Origin of the sequence: Salmonella sp. A29-2, from assembly GCF_020150755.1 — a bacterium.
GTDB lineage: Bacteria > Pseudomonadota > Gammaproteobacteria > Enterobacterales > Enterobacteriaceae > Salmonella > Salmonella enterica.
Genome location: NZ_CP083731.1, coordinates 2,007,395 through 2,028,713, shown reverse-complemented (window position 1 = coordinate 2,028,713; position 21,319 = coordinate 2,007,395). Strand labels below are relative to the sequence as shown.

Genomic DNA, 21,319 nt, shown 5'->3' with positions numbered 1-21,319 from the left:
ATGATTCAGGAAAAGCATGGTACAAAACGCCGGGAGCGCAAGTGTGGGTTCAGGCGGCTTGCTTTTTCGTTTTACTCGCGGCGTCCTTTTCAACCGCCTGCGGAGAAGGCAACTTACCGGTTTTGAGGATAGTGCTTAGCACCTCTTTATGTTCCGCCAGCCACAGCGACAACGCCTCGCGCTGCCCATCTTCCAGCACGACTGGCGACTGCTCAAGCCAGGTATCAAGAAGATCGGCAGTATCGAGCATTTTGTCCCAGGCGTCGGCTTCCTTTTTACTGGTAAATGACATCTTCTCCTCACCCTCGCGAATGACTACGTATTTAACTTCAACCGCCATTTTGCAGCCCCTTATTTACCTGTGTTTATATACAGTATATTGCAAGACAGCAAGAAAAGCAATCTATTCGAAAAGACATGCGCAAACGTTTTCGTATATACTGCGCGCAAGTAAATAAGGGGACAGAAATATGACGCTATTAGGCACTGCGCTGCGTCCGGCAGCAACGCGGGTGATGTTATTAGGGGCAGGTGAATTGGGAAAAGAGGTGGCGATTGAATGCCAACGCCTGGGGATCGAGGTTATCGCCGTCGATCGCTATCCTGATGCTCCCGCCAAGCATGTGGCTCACCGTTCACACGTCATTAATATGCTGGACGGCGAGGCGCTACGTCATGTGATTACAGAGGAAAAACCGCATTATATCGTGCCGGAAATAGAAGCGATCGCCACCGATACGCTGCGCGAGCTGGAGGGCGAAGGACTGAATGTCGTGCCTTGCGCTCGTGCAACGCAGCTCACGATGAACCGCGAAGGGATCCGTCGCCTGGCCGCAGAAGAATTAGGTCTGCCGACATCGACGTATCGCTTTGCCGACAGTGAGGCCAGTTTTCATGATGCGGTAGCCGCAGTGGGTTTTCCTTGCATCGTCAAACCGGTCATGAGCTCTTCCGGCAAAGGCCAGAGCTTTATCCGCTCGGCCGAACAGCTCGCGCAGGCATGGGAGTATGCTCAACAGGGCGGACGCGCTGGCGCGGGTCGCGTGATTGTGGAAGGCGTGGTTAAATTTGATTTTGAAATTACGCTGCTCACCGTTAGCGCCGTCGATGGCGTGCATTTCTGCGCGCCGGTCGGTCATCGTCAGCAAGATGGCGACTATCGCGAATCCTGGCAGCCACAGCAGATGAGCGAACTGGCGCTGAAGCGGGCGCAAGAGATTGCGCGTCATGTGGTACTGGCGTTAGGCGGTCATGGTCTGTTCGGCGTTGAACTCTTCGTCTGTGGCGATGAAGTCATTTTCAGCGAAGTCTCCCCTCGCCCGCACGATACCGGAATGGTCACGTTGATTTCTCAGGATCTTTCTGAGTTTGCGCTGCATGTGCGCGCCTTTCTGGGAATGCCCGTAGGCGCTATTCGCCAGTATGGTCCCGCTGCCTCGGCCGTGATTCTGCCGCAGCTTACCAGTCGAAATGTGACGTTTGATAATGTACACGCGGCGGTAGGAGCCGGAGTGCAGGTACGGCTGTTTGGTAAGCCTGAGATCGACGGCACCCGTCGTCTTGGTGTAGCGTTAGCGACAGGTGAAAACGTTGAAGAAGCGGTGATAAGAGCGAAAAAGGCCGTCAGCCGTGTGACGGTAAAAGGCTAATGCGCCATCGCCTGATGGCGACGTTAGCGCATTTTTATCAGACCTGCCTGATCGCCACTCGTAAGCCCGATAAGCAAGCGCCATCGGGCATTTAACGGCTTACTGCTTCGCGCCTTCTACCGCTTCGCGCGCCAGTTTGGTGATGCGATCGTAATCACCCGCTTCCAGCGCGTCGGCCGGCACCAGCCAGGAACCGCCGATGCACAACACGCTTTTCAGCGCCAGATAGTCACGATAGTTTGCCGGAGAGATGCCGCCGGTTGGGCAGAAACGTACCTGAGAGAACGGACCGGCAATCGCCTGCAACGCTTTAGTGCCGCCATTCGCTTCCGCCGGGAAGAATTTGAACTCTTTCAGACCATAGTCCATGCCCAACATCAGTTCAGAAACGGTGCTAATACCGGGAATCAATGGGATAGTGCCTGCCGTCGCGGCTTTCAGCAGTGGCTCAGTCAGTCCCGGGCTAATCGCAAACTGCGCGCCCGCTTCCGTCACCTCCGCCAACTGCTGCGGATTGAGAACGGTTCCGGCGCCGACAATCGCTTCCGGTACTTCTTTAGCGATAGCGCGAATAGCATCCATCGCGCAGGCCGTACGTAAAGTCACTTCCAGAACGCGAACGCCCCCGGCCACCAGCGCTTTAGCCATCGGCACCGCGTGCTCCAGTTTATTGACTACAATGACCGGGACAACCGGGCCGGTGGTCAGGATTGCTTCTGCACTTGTTTTCCAGTTTTTCATCGGAATTCTTCTCTCGCCTGATTACTAGTGTGTCATCTTAAAAAGTGATACAGGTTGCGCCCTGCTCCGCACCCGACAGCTTTTCGCGCAGCGCGCCAAACAACTCACGCCCCGTTCCGACGCGCGACGCGCTCAGGTCCGGAATATGAGGCTGACGAGCGGCAAGTTCCGCCTCGTCGACCAGCAGAGTTAACTCACCTGTCTGCCCATTCACGCGAATGATGTCGCCATCGCGCACTTTTGCCAGTAAGCCGCCATCGTAGGCTTCCGGCGTTACGTGGATAGCTGAAGGCACTTTACCCGAAGCGCCTGAAAGTCGTCCATCAGTAACTAACGCGATTTTGAAACGGCGGTCCAATAATACACCAAGTGGCGGCATGAGTTTATGTAATTCTGGCATTCCATTCGCTTTTGGTCCCTGATGACGCACGACAACGACACAATCCCGATCAAGCAGACCCGCGTCAAACGCAGGCAGCACATCATGCTGACTTTCAAATACCATGGCAGGCGCTTCAATGATCTGGTTTTCAACCGGTACCGCAGACGTCTTCATTACTGCGCGCCCCAGATTACCGCTTAGCACCTTAGTACCGCCGTGAGGAGAGAACGGCTTATCAAAAGAGGCAATGACATCGTTATCCAGTGACCTTTCCGCGCCTTCACGCCAGTCCAGCTCGCCGTTGTTGAGCCAAGGCTCCAGCGTATAGCGTTTCAGGCCGAAGCCTGCGACAGTATTAACGTCTTCGTGCAGCAATCCGGCATTGAGCAGCTCACGCATCAATACCGGTACGCCGCCCGCCGCCTGGAAGTGGTTAATGTCCGCCGGACCGTTCGGGTACAGACGCGCCATCAACGGAACCACTTCCGACAAATCCGAGAAGTCATCCCAGTTGATCAGAATGCCCGCCGCGCGCGCCATTGCAACCAGATGCATGGTGTGGTTGGTGGAACCGCCGGTAGCCAGCAGCGCGACAATGCCGTTCACCACGACTTTTTCGTCGATCATTTTACCGAGCGGCATCCACGTATTGCCGTTGCCGGTAAGACGTGTTACCTGACGTGCGGCAGCGGCAGTCAATGCCTCGCGCAGCGGCGCATCCGGATGCACAAACGAAGAACCCGGCAACTGCATTCCCATAAACTCCACCACCATCTGGTTGGTGTTGGCGGTGCCGTAAAATGTACAGGTGCCCGGCGCATGGTAAGAGGCGGCTTCTGACTCCAGCAGCGCCATTCTGTCTACTTTTCCTTCCGCATATAGCTGACGAATACGGACTTTTTCTTTATTCGGCAGGCCGCTCGCCATCGGGCCTGACGGAACAAAAATCGCGGGTAAATGACCAAAAGAGAGCGCGGCCATCGCCAGCCCCGGAACAATTTTGTCGCATACGCCGAGGAATAACGCGCCGTCAAACATATTGTGAGAAAGGCCTACTGCTGCCGACATCGCTATCACTTCGCGGCTGAGTAATGACAACTCCATGCCATCCTGCCCTTGCGTAACGCCATCGCACATTGCCGGTACGCCGCCTGCGACCTGACCTACCGCATTCACGGAATGCAGGGCCTGACGAATAATCTGCGGATAATGTTCATACGGTTGATGCGCAGAGAGCATGTCATTGTAGGAGGTAATGATGGCGATATTATTGCGCAACATACTTTTCAGCGAGGCTTTGTCCTCTGGCTGACAGGCGGCGAAGCCATGCGCCAGGTTGCCGCAGGCCAGTTGAGATCGGTGGACCGTGGCGGTTTTCGCCTGCTCAATGCGGGCAAGATAGGCTTTTCGGGTCTGCTGCGAGCGTTCGACAATGCGCTGTGTTACGCGTAACAAATTAGGATTCATAGAGGCTCCTGAAATTTATCTGTCCGGCTACCGGGTTTACCATGCGTTTCATCAATGTGGAAAGACAGTGAAATACATGATGTCCGGGGATAATGGGGCAAAATCGTTTCAGGAAGTGTAATAAAAAAAGCCTCGCAGGTGAATCCACACGAGGCTTAAAAGTGCAAAAATGATTCTACAATCTGTGTTAGATCATGTTACCGGTAAAATACCACCTAAGAGTGAGTGGCAAATTTACTCAAACTCATTCCACGAACGACCGTCACGGGTAATCATCGCCACGGACGCTACCGGTCCCCAGGTGCCCGCCTGATACGGCTTCGGCGCGTCGTTGTCCATCGCCCATGCTTCGGTAATGGAGTCCACCCACTTCCAGGCTTCTTCCACTTCGTCACGGCGGACAAATAGCGCCTGAATGCCACGCATCGTTTCCAGCAGCAGGCGCTCATATGCATCCGCCAGGTGCGTCTGATTAAAGGTCTCGGAGTAGCTCAGATCAAGCTTCGTGATCTGCAGATTATGCTTATGATCCAGCCCCGGTACTTTGTTAAGCACCTGAATATCTACGCCTTCATCCGGCTGCAGGCGAATCGTCAATTTGTTCTGCGGCAGGTCTTGCCAGGACTCTTTAAAGAGGTTCAGTTCAGGCGTCTTGAAATAAACCACGACTTCAGAGCACTTGGTTGGCAGACGCTTGCCGGTGCGCAGATAGAATGGCACGCCCGCCCAACGCCAGTTATCGATGTCGACGCGGATCGCGACGAAAGTTTCGGTGTTGCTGCTTTTATTCGCGCCCTCTTCTTCCAGATAGCCCGGCACCTTTTGCCCCTGCGCAAAGCCCGCGGTGTATTGACCACGAACCGTTTTTTCACGCACGTTGGAGCGATCAATACGGCGCAGCGATTTCAACACTTTGACTTTTTCATCGCGAATACTGTCGGCGCTCAGGTCAGACGGCGGTGACATGGCAATCATGCAGAGAATTTGCAGCAAGTGGTTCTGGATCATATCGCGCATCTGACCGGCCTGGTCAAAATATCCCCAGCGCCCTTCAATCCCCACCTCTTCCGCTACGGTAATCTCAACGTGATCGATAGTGCGGTTATCCCAGTTATTAACGAATAACGAGTTGGCAAAACGCAGCGCCAGCAGGTTGAGAACCGTTTCTTTGCCCAGATAGTGGTCGATACGATATACCTGGCACTCTTCAAAGTATTCGCCGACCCGATCGTTAATCTCACGCGAGGTCGCCAGCGAAGTACCCAACGGTTTTTCCATCACGACGCGCGCCGGTTTGGCGTTGAGTTTAGCCTCCCCTAACCCTTTGCAAATAGCGCCAAAGGTGCTGGGCGGCATCGCAAAATAGTTAATGGTGGTGCGGTTTTTTTGATCCAGCATATCGCCCAGGCGACTGAACGCAGGCGTATCGTTAACCTCAAGATTACAAAAATCCAGACGGCCGCTCAGCGTATCCCACAAGCCTTCATCAATTTTTTCCTTCATGAAGGTTTCCAGCGCCTCACGCACGACGTGGGTATAAGCTTCTTTATCCCAGTCCGCGCGCCCCACCCCAATGATCCGGGTATCCGGATGGATCTGGCCGGCTTTCTCAAGCTGATACAGGGAAGGCAGCAGTTTCCGGCGCGCCAGGTCGCCTTTCGCGCCGAAAATGACCAGGTCACATGCCTGGGCTGTTTGCGTTACCGCCATGTCATTCTCCTCAGTTAATCTCCTGGTACTTTAGCCAGGATATCGTTGTAATTTTATTACACAGCACTGTACTGCTTTTACGAGATTACGGAAACCGTAAACGCCTTTTCATAGGTGAACCGGCGTTTGATTGGCAATATAATCGGCAAAACGCCTAATAAAATTGTCGCTTTTCCACACAAGCTGGAACTTAAAATCCGACGTCGGTCATGTAATGAAAAAAAACGACACCTTTTTTAGCCATTTTGCCCCCTTTGACAGCCGCCAGGAGTAATATCTAACAAAACGCGCTCGGTTTCGCGCATCATTGAAATCGCTAATACCCATGAGCCTTGCTAATCATGAATATGCTGGAAAAAGTCCAGTCTCAACTGGAACATTTAAGCAAATCTGAACGAAAAGTCGCCGATGTTATTCTGGCCGCCCCAGGCAGATCGATTCACTTAAGCATTGCCATGCTGGCCCAGGAAGCTAACGTTAGCGAGCCAACGGTGAACCGTTTCTGTCGCAGCATGAATACCCGCGGCTTTCCTGATTTTAAACTGCATCTGGCGCAAAGTCTGGCAAATGGCACCCCCTATGTTAATCGCAATGTGGATGAAGATGACAGCGTTGAGGCCTATACAGGAAAAATCTTCGAGTCCGCCATGGCCAGTCTCGACCATGTTCGTCAGTCGCTGGATAAATCGGCCGTCAACCGCGCCGTCGATTTACTGACCCAGGCAAAAAAAATCGCCTTTTTTGGTCTTGGTTCCTCCGCCGCGGTCGCGCATGACGCCATGAATAAGTTTTTTCGCTTCAATGTGCCGGTGATTTACTCCGACGATATCGTGCTGCAACGGATGAGCTGTATGAATTGTAACGATGATGACGTCGTCGTGCTCATTTCGCATACTGGCAGAACCAAGAGCCTGGTGGAACTGGCGCAGTTGGCGCGGGAAAACGATGCGATGGTGATCGCCCTGACCTCCGCTGGAACGCCGCTGGCGCGCGAAGCCACGCTGGCCATTACCCTCGACGTACCGGAAGATACAGACATTTATATGCCCATGGTCTCTCGACTTGCTCAGCTGACCGTGATAGATGTGCTGGCAACGGGATTTACTTTGCGTCGCGGGGCGAAATTCAGAGATAACTTGAAGCGTGTCAAGGAAGCGCTCAAGGAATCGCGTTTTGATAAAGAATTACTCATCAGGAGTGATGACCGCTAAAAGCAATAACAATGTTCTACCCTTTTCGTCATCCGGGGACGTTCATTTTATACCGTTAAGGTTTCAGAACGACCGGATCAATGTTCACGCAACACCAAGTTGTTTTAGTCAACGGAGTATTACATGTCCAGAAGGCTTCGCAGAACCAAAATCGTTACCACGTTAGGCCCGGCAACTGACCGCGATAACAACCTTGAGAAGGTTATCGCCGCGGGCGCAAACGTAGTACGTATGAACTTCTCTCACGGCTCGCCGGAAGATCATAAAATGCGTGCTGATAAAGTCCGTGAGATTGCCGCCAAATTGGGGCGTCATGTGGCTATTTTAGGCGACCTGCAAGGGCCAAAAATTCGCGTTTCCACTTTTAAAGAAGGCAAAGTGTTCCTCAATATCGGGGACAAATTTCTGTTAGACGCTAACCTGGGTAAAGGCGAAGGCGATAAAGAAAAAGTCGGCATTGATTACAAAGGGTTGCCGGCAGACGTCGTTCCTGGCGATATCCTGCTGCTTGACGATGGTCGAGTGCAGTTGAAAGTGCTTGAAGTCCAGGGCATGAAAGTCTTTACCGAGGTCACCGTCGGCGGCCCGCTGTCTAACAATAAAGGCATTAACAAGCTCGGCGGCGGGCTTTCTGCTGAAGCGCTGACCGAAAAAGACAAAGCCGATATTCAAACCGCTGCGCTGATAGGCGTTGACTATCTGGCCGTCTCCTTCCCGCGCTGCGGCGAAGATCTGAACTACGCACGCCGCCTAGCACGCGACGCCGGCTGCGACGCGAAAATTGTGGCTAAAGTCGAACGCGCCGAAGCGGTATGCGACCAAAACGCCATGGACGATATCATTCTGGCCTCTGACGTTGTGATGGTCGCACGTGGCGATCTGGGCGTTGAAATCGGCGATCCGGAGCTGGTTGGTATCCAGAAAGCGCTGATTCGCCGTGCGCGTCAGCTAAACCGCGCAGTCATCACCGCAACGCAAATGATGGAGTCGATGATCACCAACCCGATGCCGACCCGCGCGGAAGTGATGGACGTAGCGAACGCCGTCCTGGATGGCACGGATGCGGTTATGCTGTCTGCCGAAACCGCAGCCGGTCAGTATCCTTCTGAAACCGTTGCCGCAATGGCGCGCGTCTGTCTGGGCGCAGAAAAAATCCCCAGCATCAATGTGTCTAAACACCGTCTCGACGTGCAGTTTGACAACGTTGAAGAAGCCATTGCCATGTCTGCGATGTATGCGGCAAACCATCTGAAAGGCGTTACCGCAATCATCACCATGACGGAATCCGGTCGTACCGCGCTAATGACTTCCCGTATCAGCTCCGGCCTGCCGATTTTCGCCATGTCGCGCCATGAACGCACGCTGAACCTGACCGCGCTCTACCGCGGAGTAACGCCGGTGCATTTTGATAGCGCGGCTGATGGCGTTGTCGCGGCGCATGAAGCTGTTAATCTGCTGCGCGATAAAGGGTATCTGGTTTCCGGCGACCTGGTGATCGTGACTCAGGGCGATGTCATGAGCACCGTCGGCTCAACCAATACCACGCGTATTTTGACCGTTGAGTAAAACTCCCCCACACCTGTTCATCAGGTAGTACAGGGTTTGTCAGCATAAAGCCTCTCTTACGAGAGGCTTTATTTATTTGATGGGATAAAGATCTTTACGCTTATACGGCTGAATCTCGCCTGGCTTGCGGGTTTTGAGCAGCTTCAGGATCCAGGTGTACTGTTCCGGATGCGGGCCGACAAAAATTTCGACCTCTTCGTTCATCCGTCTGGCGATAGTGTGGTCGTCAGCCGTGAGCAGATCGTCCATTGGCGGGCGAATCTGGATAGTCAGGCGATGCGTTTTACCATTATACACCGGGAAAAGCGGTATCACGCGTGCACGGCACACTTTCATCAGCCGACCAATTGCAGGCAGCGTCGCTTTGTATGTCGCAAAGAAATCAACGAATTCACTATGCTCCGGGCCGTGATCCTGGTCCGGCAGGTAGTAACCCCAGTAGCCCTGACGAACAGACTGAATAAAGGGTTTAATCCCGTCATTACGCGCATGCAAACGTCCGCCGAAACGCCGACGCACTGTGTTCCAGATATAGTCAAAAACCGGATTACCCTGATTATGAAACATCGCCGCCATTTTTTGCCCCTGAGAGGCCATCAGCATGGCTGGAATGTCGACGCCCCAGCCATGCGGTACGAGAAAAATGACTTTTTCGTCGTTACGACGCATCTCCTCAATGATTTCCAGACCTTCCCAGTCAACACGCTGTTGAATTTTTTTCGGACCGCGCATCGCCAACTCAGCCATCATCGCCATTGCCTGTGGCGCGGTGGCGAACATCTCATCGACAATCGCTTCGCGCTCAGCTTCGCTACGCTGCGGAAAGCACAACGACAGATTAATTAGCGCCCGGCGACGAGAACTCTTCCCCAGCCGTCCGGCAAAACGCCCCAGCGTCGCCAGCAAAGGGTCACGGAATGATGCCGGTGTTAATGCGATCCCCGCCATTGCCGCCGCGCCCAACCAGGCGCCCCAATACTGCGGATAGCGAAAGGATTTTTCGAATTCAGGGATATACTCACTATTATTTTTTTTGGTTTCCATGCTTTTCCAGGGTCTGCTGACGCGAAAAGGAATTGTGAATAGTGTAGCGACGTCTGCGCCGCACACAAAACAAAAAAGCCGGCACACATCGCGTACCGGCTCTGTCAGCGCATTTGTTAATCGAAGCGCAGTTGTGGCAGAACCTCTTTCACCTGTGCCAGGTATTCACGACGATCTGACCCCGTCAGACCTTCCGTGCGCGGCAATTTTGCTGTTAGAGGGTTAACGGCTTGCTGGTTGATCCATACCTCATAATGCAGATGCGGCCCTGTGGAACGCCCGGTGTTACCAGAAAGCGCAATACGATCGCCACGTTTCACTTTTTGCCCCGGTTTCACCAGCAGCTTACGCAAGTGCATATAACGTGTGGTGTAGGTGCGTCCATGACGAATCGCAATGTAGTAACCGGCAGCGCCGCTACGTTTAGCGACCACGACCTCGCCATCCCCCACCGACAGCACCGGCGTACCCTGCGGCATCGCAAAGTCAACGCCACGATGCGGCGCAACGCGTCCGGTAACCGGGTTCAGACGGCGCGGATTGAAGTTGGAGGAGATGCGGAACTGTTTGGCGGTCGGGAAGCGTAAAAAGCCTTTCGCCAGGCCAACACCGTTACGGTCATAGAATTTACCGTCAGCGGCGCGAATGGCGTAGTAATCTTTACCATCGGAACGCATCCGCACGCCCAACAACTGACTCTGTTCACGCTTGCCATCCAGCATCTCGCGCGACATCAGAACCGAAAATTCATCGCCCTTTTTCAACTTGCGAAAATCCATCTGCCACTGCATGGCTTTTATCACTGCGCTGATTTCGCTGCTGGTTAAACCGGCCTCTTTCGCGCTGGCGACAAAGCTACCCCCTACCGTACCTTTCAGCAGACTGTTAACCCAGTCCCCCTGCTGCATTTCACTGCTCATTTTAAAACCGTTGGCAGTGCGATCGTAGGTACGCGTTTCACGGCGGGAGACTTCCCATGTCAGACGCTGTAAATCGCCATCGGCGGTCAGTGTCCAGGAAAGCTGTTGGCCAATTTTCAGATTGCGCAGCTCCTTATCAGAAGCGGCAAGTCGGCTAATATCGCTCATATCGATGCCGTACTGATTCAGAATGCTGCTTAACGTATCGCCTGTGGAGACGACGTATTCATGGACGCCGACTTCGCCTGCGGTTTTATCGTCCAGCTCATCCTGAGGAATAGCTTCATCTTCCTGCGCGGCCTGATCGATGGGTTCGCTGGCCTCCGGTAAGAGGGAACGAATCTCGCTTTTCTCCAGTTCAATAGTTTTAACGATTGGTGCGGATTCTGGGTGGTAAACATAGGGCCGCCATACGGCGACGGCCAGTGTCAGAACGGTAAGTGACCCCAGCATAACGCGGTGGGGTCGGGGCAGATTATTAAATGCCAGGGCGACAGAGCGGGCTATCTGTTGCACGTATTCACTTCCTCGTTAATCTCCTTTCAGGCAGCTCGCATACTGGTTGGCTAATTGGCTTAAAAACGCTGAATAGCTTGTTTTACCCAGTTTAATGTTCGTTCCGAGGGGGTCCAGTGTTCCCATTCGAACGGATGTCCCTCTCGCCACGGCTTCCACGACCGCTGGCCTGAATTGTGGCTCAGCAAAAACGCAGGTTGCTTTTTGCTCAACCAACTGTGTTCTTATTTCATGTAAACGCTGCGCGCCAGGTTGTATCTCAGGGTTCACGGTAAAGTGACCGAGCGGGGTGAGTCCGTAGTGTTTTTCGTAGTAACCGTAGGCGTCATGAAAAACGAAATACCCTTTCCCCTTGAGCGGCGCGAGCTCGTTACCGACCTGTTTATCGGTTGCGGCTAATTGTGCCTCAAAATCCTTCAGGTTGGCGTCGAGTTTGGCTCGACTTTGCGGCATAAGTTCCACTAATTTTTCATGGATTGCAACCGCTGTAGCCCGCGCTATCTCTGGGGAGAGCCAAAGATGCATGTTATATTCGCCGTGATGGTGATGTACGTCACCTTTTTCCTCATCGGCGCCCGTATGCGCATGTTCATCCTCATCATCATCCGCGCCCTTCATGAGTAACGGTTTTACATCGGCAAGTTGCGCAATGGTAACCTGCTTATTATCAGGGATATTCCTGACCGACTTCTCCATAAAGGCTTCCATTTCCGGGCCAACCCAGACGACTAAGTCCGCGCCCTGTAAGCGTTTTACGTCTGATGGACGCAATGAATAATCATGCTCGGATGCCCCATCCGGAAGTAATACTTGCGTATCCGTAACGCCATCAGCAATGGCGGAAGCGATGAACCCAAGCGGTTTAAGCGAAGCGACAACGGCAGCGTCGGCAGCTTGGGTTGCACTCCCCCAAAGCGCGGCGGATAATGCTGCGAAAAGAAGCGTATTTTTCTGTAACATAATGCGACTAATCATCGTAATGAATGTGTGAAATGTGATATTATAACATTCTATCACTTCTGCAAGCCTAAAATTAACATGACAAGTTTAGTTTCACTGGAAAACGTCTCGGTCTCATTTGGTCAACGCCGCGTCCTCTCTGACGTGTCGCTTGAATTGAGCCCCGGAAAAATTTTAACGCTTCTCGGCCCTAACGGCGCGGGGAAGTCAACGCTTGTACGCGTGGTTTTAGGACTGGTAGCCCCTGATGAAGGGGTGATCAAGCGCAACGGGCAACTCCGTATCGGCTATGTCCCGCAAAAGCTCTATCTCGATACCACGCTTCCGCTGACGGTAAACCGATTTTTACGTTTACGTCCCGGCACGCAAAAAACGGATATTCTCCCGGCGCTTAAACGCGTTCAGGCCGGACATTTGATTGACGCGCCCATGCAAAAACTCTCCGGCGGTGAGACACAGCGCGTACTGCTGGCGCGTGCTCTGCTTAACAGGCCGCAGTTGCTGGTACTTGATGAGCCGACGCAAGGCGTGGATGTCAACGGCCAGGTCGCGTTATACGACCTTATCGATCAGCTGCGTCGCGAACTCGATTGCGCCGTGTTGATGGTGTCACATGATCTACATCTGGTCATGGCAAAGACGGATGAAGTGTTATGCCTGAACCATCATATTTGCTGTTCCGGCGCGCCGGAAGTGGTGTCTATGCATCCGGAATTTATCTCTATGTTTGGCCCGCGAGGCGCGGAGCAATTAGGGATTTATCGCCATCATCATAATCATCGCCACGATTTACAGGGTCGTATTGTACTGCGCCGGGGAAATGGTCACTCATGATTGAATTATTACTGCCCGGCTGGCTGGCCGGGATGATGCTGGCCTGCGCCGCTGGTCCTTTGGGCTCATTTGTGGTCTGGCGTCGGATGTCCTATTTTGGCGATACGCTGGCTCACGCGTCGCTTCTGGGCGTGGCGTTTGGCCTGTTGCTGGACGTTAACCCCTTTTATGCGGTAATCGCCGTTACGCTGCTGCTGGCCGCCGGTCTGGTATGGCTGGAGAAACGCCCTCACCTCGCGATTGATACCTTACTGGGCATTATGGCGCACAGCGCCTTATCTTTAGGACTGGTCGTGGTCAGCCTGATGTCCAATGTCCGCGTTGATTTAATGGCTTATCTGTTTGGCGATTTGCTGGCCGTCACGCCGGAAGATCTTATCTCGATCGCTATTGGGGTCGTTATTGTGCTGGCCATTCTCTTCTGGCAGTGGCGCAACTTGCTGTCAATGACTATCAGTCCGGATCTTGCCTTTGTCGATGGCGTGAAGTTACAGCGCGTGAAGCTGCTATTGATGCTGGTAACGGCGTTAACTATCGGCGTGGCGATGAAGTTTGTCGGAGCGCTGATCATTACGTCGCTACTGATTATCCCCGCCGCAACCGCGCGTCGCTTTGCCCGTACGCCGGAGCAGATGGCGGGCGTCGCCGTTGGTGTAGGTATGATAGCGGTTACAGGTGGACTGACCTTCTCAGCCTTTTATGATACCCCGGCAGGGCCATCCGTAGTGCTGTGTGCCGCGCTGCTGTTTATCTTCAGTATGATGAAAAAGCAGGCAAGCTAAGCGTGTGTTGCCCGGTGGCGCTGCGCTTACCGGGCCTACAAAATTGCCCAGGTCTGATGAGCGCAGCGACTTCAGGCGCTAAGGCATCTCTGGCGGCGTGATCCCGAAATGGTTCCAGGCGCGCACCGTTGCCATACGCCCACGCGGCGTGCGCTGCAAAAAGCCTTGCTGAATCAGATACGGCTCCAGCACATCCTCAATGGTTTCACGCTCTTCGCCAATCGCCGCCGCCAGGTTATCCAGTCCCACCGGACCACCGAAGAATTTATCAATAACCGCCAGCAGCAGCTTGCGATCCATATAGTCAAACCCTTCCGCATCGACGTTCAGCATATCCAGCGCCTGCGCGGCAATTTCCGCTGAAATAGCCCCGTCATGCTTCACCTCGGCGAAATCACGCACACGTCTGAGCAGACGGTTGGCTATACGCGGCGTACCGCGCGCCCGACGCGCCACTTCCAGCGCGCCGTCATCGCTCATCTCAAGCCCCATGTGCCTTGCGCTGCGCCCGACGATGTGCTGCAGATCGGGCACCTGGTAGAACTCCAGGCGCTGCACAATACCAAAACGGTCGCGTAGCGGCGAGGTCAGCGAACCTGCTCGCGTCGTCGCGCCAATGAGCGTAAACGGCGGCAGATCGATCTTAATTGAACGTGCAGCAGGCCCTTCGCCAATCATAATATCCAACTGGTAATCTTCCATCGCCGGATAGAGTACCTCTTCCACCACCGGTGAAAGCCGGTGAATCTCATCAATAAACAGCACATCATGCGGTTCAAGATTGGTGAGCATAGCCGCCAGATCGCCTGCTTTTTCCAGCACCGGGCCGGACGTGGTTCGGAGATTGACGCCCATTTCATTGGCAACGATATTCGCCAGAGTCGTTTTACCTAACCCTGGCGGGCCGAAAATCAGCAAGTGATCTAGTGCGTCGCCACGCCGTTTTGCCGCCTGAATAAAGATCTCCATCTGGGAGCGCACCTGCGGTTGGCCGACATATTCCGCCAATAGCTTCGGGCGAATGGCGCGATCGGCGACGTCTTCTGCGATCGTGGCGCCTGCTGAAATCAGGCGATCTGCTTCTATCATCCTTTACCTCATAACGCGGCGCGTAACGCGTCGCGAATCAGTGTTTCACTGCTTGCATCCGGACGGGCGATCTTGCTTACCATCCGACTGGCTTCTTGCGGTTTATAACCCAGCGCCACCAGCGCAGCAACTGCTTCTTGTTCTGCATCTTCCGAGGTTGGGCTGGCCGGCGATGTCAATACCAAGTCGACCGCTGGCGTAAAGAGATCGCCATGTAGCCCTTTAAAGCGGTCTTTCATTTCGACAATCAGCCTTTCGGCGGTTTTCTTGCCGATACCCGGCAGCTTCACCAGTGCGCCAAGCTCTTCGCGCTCAACCGCATTCACAAACTGCTGCGCCGACATGCCGGAGAGAATCGCCAGCGCCAGCTTAGGCCCGACGCCATTCGTTTTAATTAGCTCTTTAAACAGCGTGCGCTCTTGCTTATTGTTGAATCCGTACAGCAACTGCGCATCTTCACGCACCACAAAGTGGGTGAAGACGATTGCCTCCTGCCCGGCCTCCGGCAGCTCGTAAAAGCAGGTCATAGGCATATGTACTTCATAGCCTACGCCCCCTGTCTCCAGCAGCACGATCGGGGGTTGTTTTTCGAGAATAATGCCTCTGAGTCTGCCTATCACATGACGCTCCTGCGTAAAGGGCTGAAAAGATAATGCACTATCATAAAAAAAGACTGGATGTTTATCCAGATGAAAAACACGTATCCCGATATTTCTCTACTCCGACAACCCGCGATGGTTAACGACGGGTACGCTCCCCGCTGCGTACAAAATAAGTCGTACACTCATTGACAACTTTTTGCGTCCTACGCGAACAACTTTTTGCCAACATGCCGTGGCGCACGTTCGGTAGTCTTCAATAATGAGTATCCTGATAACACTAATAATGTATCCAGTACGAATGCCAACAGCGGAACATCGGGCCTCCAAAAAAACAGACCCGAGAATAGATTTAATAATATTAACCACTAGCGCTGAATTTAATCGCATGTTGTTTTATCGTCGCGCGCAACAGATTTTAATTCGCCATGACACAATAAATATTGTACAAACTCATTTTTCATGCCATCGAAATTCACGGCTGGCATCCCTTCTGAATAACTATAATAAATATTCACATACTCTTCGCTACTAAAAAGTGCCTGTCGTTTTGCTGCTAACCCACGGCCTTTTGCTGCAATATATTGGAAGCAGTGGCCGCTGGCGCCACAGCTCCGCCCATCATCAACAATATATATATCGGCAGCGTTAAACAGCTGTTCCAGCCAGCACTGGCGAATCGTTCCGGCCGCACAAACCAAAAATAATGATGCGCTAATCATCCACCCGGATTTTTTACCGATGTCATAGCCAGGAAAGCCATAAAGCACGCTGCCTGCAGGCACAAAACCAGTTCTTTATTCCCGGCAACCAAATGCCACTGGTTAAATACTAAGGTAATGAAAACTGAACTCAATGTTGCCAACAGTCTGGTCCTGAACCGCCTGGCAGGAAGAAGCAAAAATAATAATGAAATCGTCCCTGGCTTTAATAAAAAAAGAACAGTATTAGCCTCTGCCATATCAATACTCAAACAATAACAAAAACTAATAAACAGATGAAAGATAATAGCAACAAAAATATAAGAAAAATAAAATACCCAACCTATTCTCATTGGTTTATCATCAACCACGTCATACTCCCTGTCAATATGAGAGATCAGATGATGAGAAATTTACCACCTTAATCCCCCCCAAATATATTTGCGACATTAATTCCAATAAATGAAATATTCACCATACATATTTCGATGACACTAAGGCTTGTCATTTATCTGGTATAATGCTAACTACCCTGTAGAATAAATAAAAGGAATTTATTTCAAATAATGGAATGCAGAGATGAAAAAACATTATTCTGTCCAATATGAAACCGGGGATATCGTCTTTACCTGTATAGGTGCCGCGCTTTTCGGCCAGATATCCACCGCTTCACAGTGCTGGAGCAACCATGTTGGGATTATTATTGGTCATAATGGTGATGACTATCTGGTGGCGGAAAGTCGCGTCCCCCTCTCAACCGTCACCACGCTGTCACTGTTTATACAACGTTCAGCTGGACAACGTTACGCGGTTCGTCGCCTGTGCGGCGGTCTGACGGTCGAACAGAAACTCGCCATCATGGAACAGGTTCCCGCCCGGCTGAATAAGTTTTATCACACGGGGTTTAAATACGAGTCATCGCGCCAGTTCTGCTCGAAATTTGTGTTTGATATCTATAAAGAAGCATTGTGTATTCCGGTAGGCGATATTGAGACATTCGAAGAATTACTTCACAGCAATCCTGATGCGAAACTCGCCTTCTGGAAATTCTGGTTTTTAGGTTCAATCCCGTGGGATCGTAAGACGGTGACGCCAGCCAGCCTGTGGCAACATCCCAATTTAGAATTAATTAGCGCCTGTGGAATTGAAAACCCTCAACGCGAGGCTGAGGGAGAATGATTTAGCGCAACCTTCCCCGCGCCAGATTGAGTCGGCTCTCGCTCATTTGCATCGCGTTCTGGCTAACGTGGCAATGCGTAATGGCGATAGCCAGCGCATCCGCGGCATCGGCCTGCGGGTTAGCGGGGAGCTTCAGCAACGTGCGCACCATATGCTGTACCTGGCTTTTCTCCGCGCTACCAATACCGACGACGGTTTGCTTCACCTGACGCGCCGCGTATTCAAACACGGGCAGTTCCTGATTGACCGCGGCGACAATCGCGACGCCGCGCGCCTGTCCCAGCTTGAGGGCTGAATCGGCGTTCTTCGCCATAAACACCTGTTCGATAGCAAAATAGTCCGGCTGGAACTGCGTGATGATTTCCGTCACGCCTGCGTATATGAGCTTCAAACGAGACGGCAAATCATCGACTTTGGTGCGAATACATCCGCTGCCCAGATAGGTCAGTTGTCTGCCTACCTGGCGGATAACGCCATAACCGGTAATGCGCGAGCCGGGGTCAATACCGAGAATAATCGACACGCTATACCCCCTGCCCGCCGGCGTTTAACAGCACCATTACAGGGTCGCCGCCACCTCATCAGAGATCTCACCGTTATGGTAGACTTCCTGAACATCGTCACAGTCTTCCAGCATATCGATCAGACGTAGCAGTTTCGGCGCGGTTTCCGCATCCATATCCGCTTTGGTTGACGGGATCATGGACACTTCGGCGCTGTCCGCTTTCAGACCCGCCGCTTCCAGCGCGTCACGCACTTTGCCCATCTCTTCCCAGGCAGTGTAAACATCAATCGCGCCATCATCATAGGTCACAACATCTTCCGCGCCAGCTTCCAGAGCGGCTTCCATGATGGTGTCTTCATCGCCTTTCTCAAAGGAGATGACCCCTTTCTTACTGAACAGGTACGCCACTGAGCCATCGGTACCCAGATTACCGCCGCACTTGCTGAAAGCATGACGCACTTCCGCTACGGTACGGTTACGGTTGTCACTCAGACACTCAATCATAATGGCCGTGCCGCCAGGACCATAACCTTCATAGATGATGGTTTCCATGTTCGAGTCTTCATCACCACCCACACCGCGAGCGATGGCACGGTTCAGAGTGTCGCGGGTCATGTTGTTGGCCAGCGCTTTATCTACAGCCGCGCGCAGACGCGGGTTGGCATCCGGATCGCCGCCGCCCAATTTAGCTGCCGTTACCAGTTCACGAATAATTTTAGTGAAGATTTTACCGCGCTTGGCATCCTGCGCAGCTTTACGATGTCTGGTGTTGGCCCATTTACTATGACCTGCCATAAATATTTCCTCAAAAAAAGCGCGCCTTTTCAGGCGACGTTAATGACAAACTCTTCAATCGCTTGCCGGTTACTCCAGGACTTGGTAAGCGCCGCCGCGTCAGGCGCATCAAGCCACTGGTACGTCAGATGTTCAGTGAATATCACCTGCCGCTCATGCGGTAACGCAAGGCAGAACCAGAATTCTGTATTGTGCATGACGCCCGGCGCATAGCGATGACGTAAATGTGAAAAAATTTCAAACTCCACCGTACGTTGGCAGTCGATTAAGGTCAGTTGCTCTGCCACAACATCAATCGTGACCTCCTCTTTGACTTCACGTACGGCGGCCTGCAACGCGGTCTCCCCTTCTTCTATGCTGCCAGTCACTGACTGCCAAAAATCCGGGTCATCGCGTCGCTGCAACATTAGCACCCGTTTCGTATCCTGCGCGAAAATAATCACCAGGACCGAAACGGGGCGCTTGTACACTTTATCCTTCACGCGACCTCGTTGTTGGCTGTTGGGTGACGGATGAGACTCGCCCTTGCGGGCCGCCGCGATATCACGCGAATGATGTCGTGTACATTGTTCATATCAGTTATTCTCGGCTTTCTTCACAACCTGAATCCCCAACTCCGTCAACGCTGCCTGGTTGGCGAAACTCGGCGCTTCGGTCATCAGACACGCGGCGGCGGTCGTTTTCGGGAAGGCGATAACATCACGAATATTGTCGGTGCCGGTCAACAGCATGGTCAGACGGTCCAGACCAAACGCCAGGCCCGCGTGCGGCGGCGTACCGTATTTCAACGCATCCAACAGGAAGCCGAACTTCTCGCGCTGCTCCTGCTCATTGATACCGAGAATACCAAATACGGTTTGCTGCATTTCACCGTTGTGAATACGCACCGAACCGCCGCCCACTTCATAGCCGTTAATCACCATATCGTAAGCGTTAGCGACGGCTTCTTCCGGCGCAGTTTTCAGTTCAGACGCCGTCATGTCACGCGGGGCGGTGAACGGATGGTGCATCGCGGTCAGACCGCCTTCGCCGTCGTCTTCGAACATCGGGAAGTCAATCACCCACAGTGGCGCCCATTTGTCTTCGTCGGTCAGGCTCAGGTCTTTGCCCAGTTTCAGACGCAGCGCGCCCAGCGCATCGGCAACCACTTTTTTGTTATCTGCGCCGAAGAAGATCATATCGCCGTCCTGCGCGCCGGTACGTTCAAGGATAGCCTCGACGATGTCGGCGGTCAGGAACTTGGCCACCGGACTGTTAATCCCGTCCAGACCTTTCGCGCGCTCGTTAACTTTGATATACGCCAGGCCTTTCGCGCCGTAGATCTTAACAAAGTTACCGTAATCGTCGATCTGCTTACGGCTAAGCTGTGCGCCGCCAGGCACACGCAGCGCTGCCACGCGGCCTTTCGGATCGTTAGCCGGGCCCGCGAAGACCGCGAACTCTACCGATTTCAGCAGGTCAGCGACATCTACCAGTTCCATCGGGTTACGCAGGTCTGGTTTGTCGGAACCGTAACGACGTTCCGCTTCGGTAAACGTCATGACCGGGAAATCCCCCAGATCCACGCCTTTCACTTCCAGCCACAAATGGCGCACCAGCGCTTCCATCACTTCGCGCACCTGTGGCGCGGTCATGAAGGAGGTCTCGACGTCGATCTGAGTAAACTCCGGCTGACGGTCAGCACGTAAGTCTTCATCACGGAAGCATTTTACGATCTGATAGTAGCGGTCGAAGCCGGACATCATCAGGAGCTGTTTGAACAACTGCGGAGACTGCGGCAACGCATAGAATTTACCTTTGTGTACGCGGGACGGTACCAGGTAATCGCGCGCGCCTTCCGGGGTCGCTTTGGTCAGCATCGGGGTTTCAATATCAAGGAAACCGTGATCGTCCATAAAACGACGCACCAGGCTGGTAATTTTGGCGCGAGTTTTCAGGCGCTGCGCCATTTCCGGGCGACGCAAATCCAGATAGCGGTACTTGAGACGCGCCTCTTCGGTATTAACGTGGTTAGCGTCAAGCGGCAGTGAGTCTGCGCGGTTGATGATAGTGAGAGAGGACGCCAGCACTTCAATTTCGCCGGTCGCCATATCCGCATTGACGTTTTTCGCGTCACGCGCACGCACGGTGCCCGTAACCTGAATGCAGAACTCATTACGCAGTTCAGAGGCCAGCTTTAACGCGTCCGCACGATCCGGATCGAAGAACACCTGCACAATACCTTCGCGGTCGCGCATATCGATAAAGATCAGGCTGCCAAGATCACGACGACGGTTGACCCAACCACACAGAGTCACCTGCTGCCCCACGTGGGACAGACGTAGCTGTCCGCAATATTCTGTACGCATGAGATATCCCTTAACTTAGCCGCAGGCGGATTGTTGCCTGCCATGCAGGCGACGAAGTCGCAGCTTTAGCTGTATGTCACAACTGGATGAAAAAAGGCGGCTATTATACTGGAAATTCTGCCGCACGATAAGAGTCAATCCAGCATGGGAGCGATAACTTGCCCGTTTCATGCGGTATCGACGCCTGGTTCATACTGACTGTACCCGGGTTTTTCACGCGGGTATTGCGTATGCTCACAAAAATTAACAATATTTGTCGCCGCTTTCCTCTTTAATCGCGCTTAAGGTGTAGTGAAATCCGCTATTTTTAGGAGAGTGATT

At 53.0% G+C, this 21,319-nt stretch carries 19 protein-coding genes and 1 pseudogene; 6 read left to right on the top strand and 14 right to left on the bottom strand.

Annotated elements, in window-relative coordinates; translation table 11 throughout:
* Positions 1-49: 49 nt before the first annotated feature.
* Complete coding sequence (yebG, locus tag K8W53_RS09870; protein WP_000257723.1) at positions 50-340, bottom strand: DNA damage-inducible protein YebG; 291 nt, start codon at positions 338-340, stop codon at positions 50-52.
* 130 nt (positions 341-470) lie between these two features.
* Between yebG and purT the strand changes: the two genes are divergently transcribed.
* Positions 471-1,649, top strand: coding sequence for a formate-dependent phosphoribosylglycinamide formyltransferase (purT, locus tag K8W53_RS09865; protein WP_161400181.1), 1,179 nt, complete (start codon positions 471-473; stop codon positions 1,647-1,649).
* A gap of 99 nt (positions 1,650-1,748) precedes the next feature.
* Here purT and kdgA read toward each other — a convergent pair whose 3' ends face one another.
* The 3 genes from kdgA to zwf all read right to left on the bottom strand — a co-directional run bounded on the left by kdgA (position 1,749) and on the right by zwf (position 5,949).
* The gene (gene kdgA / locus K8W53_RS09860; protein WP_000800497.1) at positions 1,749-2,390 is read right to left on the bottom strand and encodes a bifunctional 4-hydroxy-2-oxoglutarate aldolase/2-dehydro-3-deoxy-phosphogluconate aldolase; all 642 of its coding nucleotides are present in this window, start codon (positions 2,388-2,390) and stop codon (positions 1,749-1,751) included.
* A gap of 37 nt (positions 2,391-2,427) precedes the next feature.
* Positions 2,428-4,239 carry a phosphogluconate dehydratase gene (gene edd, locus K8W53_RS09855; protein ID WP_001069124.1) on the bottom strand — a complete coding sequence of 604 codons (1,812 nt, stop codon included), beginning with the start codon at positions 4,237-4,239 and terminating at the stop codon, positions 2,428-2,430.
* Between the two features lie 234 nt (positions 4,240-4,473).
* On the bottom strand, positions 4,474-5,949 hold the full coding sequence (gene zwf / locus K8W53_RS09850; protein ID WP_161400182.1) for a glucose-6-phosphate dehydrogenase: 1,476 nt from the start codon (positions 5,947-5,949) through the stop codon (positions 4,474-4,476).
* Between the two features lie 341 nt (positions 5,950-6,290).
* Here zwf and K8W53_RS09845 point away from each other — a divergent pair, with 341 nt between their 5' ends.
* The gene (locus tag K8W53_RS09845) at positions 6,291-7,160 is read left to right on the top strand and encodes a MurR/RpiR family transcriptional regulator (RefSeq protein WP_001056719.1); all 870 of its coding nucleotides are present in this window, start codon (positions 6,291-6,293) and stop codon (positions 7,158-7,160) included.
* Between the two features lie 123 nt (positions 7,161-7,283).
* Positions 7,284-8,726, top strand: a complete 1,443-nt coding sequence (gene pyk / locus K8W53_RS09840; protein ID WP_000091156.1) for a pyruvate kinase — start codon at positions 7,284-7,286, stop codon at positions 8,724-8,726.
* Between the two features lie 72 nt (positions 8,727-8,798).
* Here the strand turns inward: pyk and lpxM are convergent, their stop codons facing one another.
* The 3 genes from lpxM to znuA all read right to left on the bottom strand — a co-directional run bounded on the left by lpxM (position 8,799) and on the right by znuA (position 12,166).
* Positions 8,799-9,770, bottom strand: coding sequence for a lauroyl-Kdo(2)-lipid IV(A) myristoyltransferase (gene lpxM, locus K8W53_RS09835; protein ID WP_000448401.1), 972 nt, complete (start codon positions 9,768-9,770; stop codon positions 8,799-8,801).
* A gap of 116 nt (positions 9,771-9,886) precedes the next feature.
* A complete protein-coding gene (mepM, locus tag K8W53_RS09830; protein ID WP_001184028.1) occupies positions 9,887-11,206 on the bottom strand; it encodes a murein DD-endopeptidase MepM in 1,320 nt (439 codons plus the stop codon).
* Between the two features lie 15 nt (positions 11,207-11,221).
* Entirely contained in the window at positions 11,222-12,166 is a 945-nt protein-coding gene (gene znuA / locus K8W53_RS09825; RefSeq protein ID WP_000939597.1) for a zinc ABC transporter substrate-binding protein ZnuA, read from the bottom strand.
* Between the two features lie 78 nt (positions 12,167-12,244).
* Here znuA and znuC point away from each other — a divergent pair, with 78 nt between their 5' ends.
* Entirely contained in the window at positions 12,245-13,000 is a 756-nt protein-coding gene (znuC, locus tag K8W53_RS09820; protein WP_000203023.1) for a zinc ABC transporter ATP-binding protein ZnuC, read from the top strand.
* Positions 12,997-13,782, top strand: a complete 786-nt coding sequence (gene znuB, locus K8W53_RS09815; RefSeq protein ID WP_000571508.1) for a zinc ABC transporter permease subunit ZnuB — start codon at positions 12,997-12,999, stop codon at positions 13,780-13,782. Before znuC ends, znuB begins: the two co-directional genes overlap by 4 nt.
* Before the next feature lie 78 nt (positions 13,783-13,860).
* Here znuB and ruvB read toward each other — a convergent pair whose 3' ends face one another.
* From ruvB to K8W53_RS09800, 3 genes and pseudogenes are all read right to left on the bottom strand, one after another.
* The gene (gene ruvB, locus K8W53_RS09810; RefSeq protein ID WP_000568508.1) at positions 13,861-14,871 is read right to left on the bottom strand and encodes a Holliday junction branch migration DNA helicase RuvB; all 1,011 of its coding nucleotides are present in this window, start codon (positions 14,869-14,871) and stop codon (positions 13,861-13,863) included.
* Between the two features lie 8 nt (positions 14,872-14,879).
* Complete coding sequence (gene ruvA / locus K8W53_RS09805) at positions 14,880-15,491, bottom strand: Holliday junction branch migration protein RuvA (protein ID WP_000580335.1); 612 nt, start codon at positions 15,489-15,491, stop codon at positions 14,880-14,882.
* A 359-nt stretch (positions 15,492-15,850) separates the two neighbouring features.
* Positions 15,851-16,542: pseudogene (locus K8W53_RS09800) on the bottom strand (hypothetical protein).
* 208 nt (positions 16,543-16,750) lie between these two features.
* On the opposite strand from K8W53_RS09800, the gene K8W53_RS09795 reads away from it, so the two are divergent.
* On the top strand, positions 16,751-17,350 hold the full coding sequence (locus K8W53_RS09795; protein WP_000716749.1) for a YebB family permuted papain-like enzyme: 600 nt from the start codon (positions 16,751-16,753) through the stop codon (positions 17,348-17,350).
* A gap of 1 nt (position 17,351) precedes the next feature.
* On the opposite strand, the gene ruvC is transcribed toward K8W53_RS09795, so the two are convergent.
* From ruvC to aspS, 4 genes are all read right to left on the bottom strand, one after another.
* Positions 17,352-17,873, bottom strand: coding sequence for a crossover junction endodeoxyribonuclease RuvC (gene ruvC, locus K8W53_RS09790; RefSeq protein WP_000022509.1), 522 nt, complete (start codon positions 17,871-17,873; stop codon positions 17,352-17,354).
* 36 nt (positions 17,874-17,909) lie between these two features.
* On the bottom strand, positions 17,910-18,650 hold the full coding sequence (locus K8W53_RS09785; RefSeq protein ID WP_000907242.1) for a YebC/PmpR family DNA-binding transcriptional regulator: 741 nt from the start codon (positions 18,648-18,650) through the stop codon (positions 17,910-17,912).
* Between the two features lie 29 nt (positions 18,651-18,679).
* Positions 18,680-19,132 (bottom strand): dihydroneopterin triphosphate diphosphatase, encoded by a 453-nt coding sequence (gene nudB, locus K8W53_RS09780; RefSeq protein WP_023223942.1) that lies wholly within the window; start codon positions 19,130-19,132, stop codon positions 18,680-18,682.
* 93 nt (positions 19,133-19,225) lie between these two features.
* Positions 19,226-20,998: an aspartate--tRNA ligase gene (aspS, locus tag K8W53_RS09775; protein WP_058654698.1), complete on the bottom strand. Its 1,773-nt coding sequence runs from the start codon at positions 20,996-20,998 to the stop codon at positions 19,226-19,228.
* Between the last annotated feature and the right edge of the window lie 321 nt (positions 20,999-21,319).

Bases quoted from the DNA above. Each gene is read 5' to 3' on its own strand.
- yebG (WP_000257723.1), bottom strand. From the start codon at position 340: ATGGCGGTTGAAGTTAAATACGTAGTCATTCGCGAGGGTGAGGAGAAG.
- purT (WP_161400181.1), top strand. From the start codon at position 471: ATGACGCTATTAGGCACTGCGCTGCGTCCGGCAGCAACGCGGGTGATG.
- kdgA (WP_000800497.1), bottom strand. From the start codon at position 2,390: ATGAAAAACTGGAAAACAAGTGCAGAAGCAATCCTGACCACCGGCCCG.
- edd (WP_001069124.1), bottom strand. From the start codon at position 4,239: ATGAATCCTAATTTGTTACGCGTAACACAGCGCATTGTCGAACGCTCG.
- zwf (WP_161400182.1), bottom strand. From the start codon at position 5,949: ATGGCGGTAACGCAAACAGCCCAGGCATGTGACCTGGTCATTTTCGGC.
- K8W53_RS09845 (WP_001056719.1), top strand. From the start codon at position 6,291: ATGAATATGCTGGAAAAAGTCCAGTCTCAACTGGAACATTTAAGCAAA.
- pyk (WP_000091156.1), top strand. From the start codon at position 7,284: ATGTCCAGAAGGCTTCGCAGAACCAAAATCGTTACCACGTTAGGCCCG.
- lpxM (WP_000448401.1), bottom strand. From the start codon at position 9,770: ATGGAAACCAAAAAAAATAATAGTGAGTATATCCCTGAATTCGAAAAA.
- znuA (WP_000939597.1), bottom strand. From the start codon at position 12,166: ATGTTACAGAAAAATACGCTTCTTTTCGCAGCATTATCCGCCGCGCTT.
- znuC (WP_000203023.1), top strand. From the start codon at position 12,245: ATGACAAGTTTAGTTTCACTGGAAAACGTCTCGGTCTCATTTGGTCAA.
- znuB (WP_000571508.1), top strand. From the start codon at position 12,997: ATGATTGAATTATTACTGCCCGGCTGGCTGGCCGGGATGATGCTGGCC.
- ruvB (WP_000568508.1), bottom strand. From the start codon at position 14,871: ATGATAGAAGCAGATCGCCTGATTTCAGCAGGCGCCACGATCGCAGAA.
- K8W53_RS09795 (WP_000716749.1), top strand. From the start codon at position 16,751: ATGAAAAAACATTATTCTGTCCAATATGAAACCGGGGATATCGTCTTT.
- K8W53_RS09785 (WP_000907242.1), bottom strand. From the start codon at position 18,650: ATGGCAGGTCATAGTAAATGGGCCAACACCAGACATCGTAAAGCTGCG.
- aspS (WP_058654698.1), bottom strand. From the start codon at position 20,998: ATGCGTACAGAATATTGCGGACAGCTACGTCTGTCCCACGTGGGGCAG.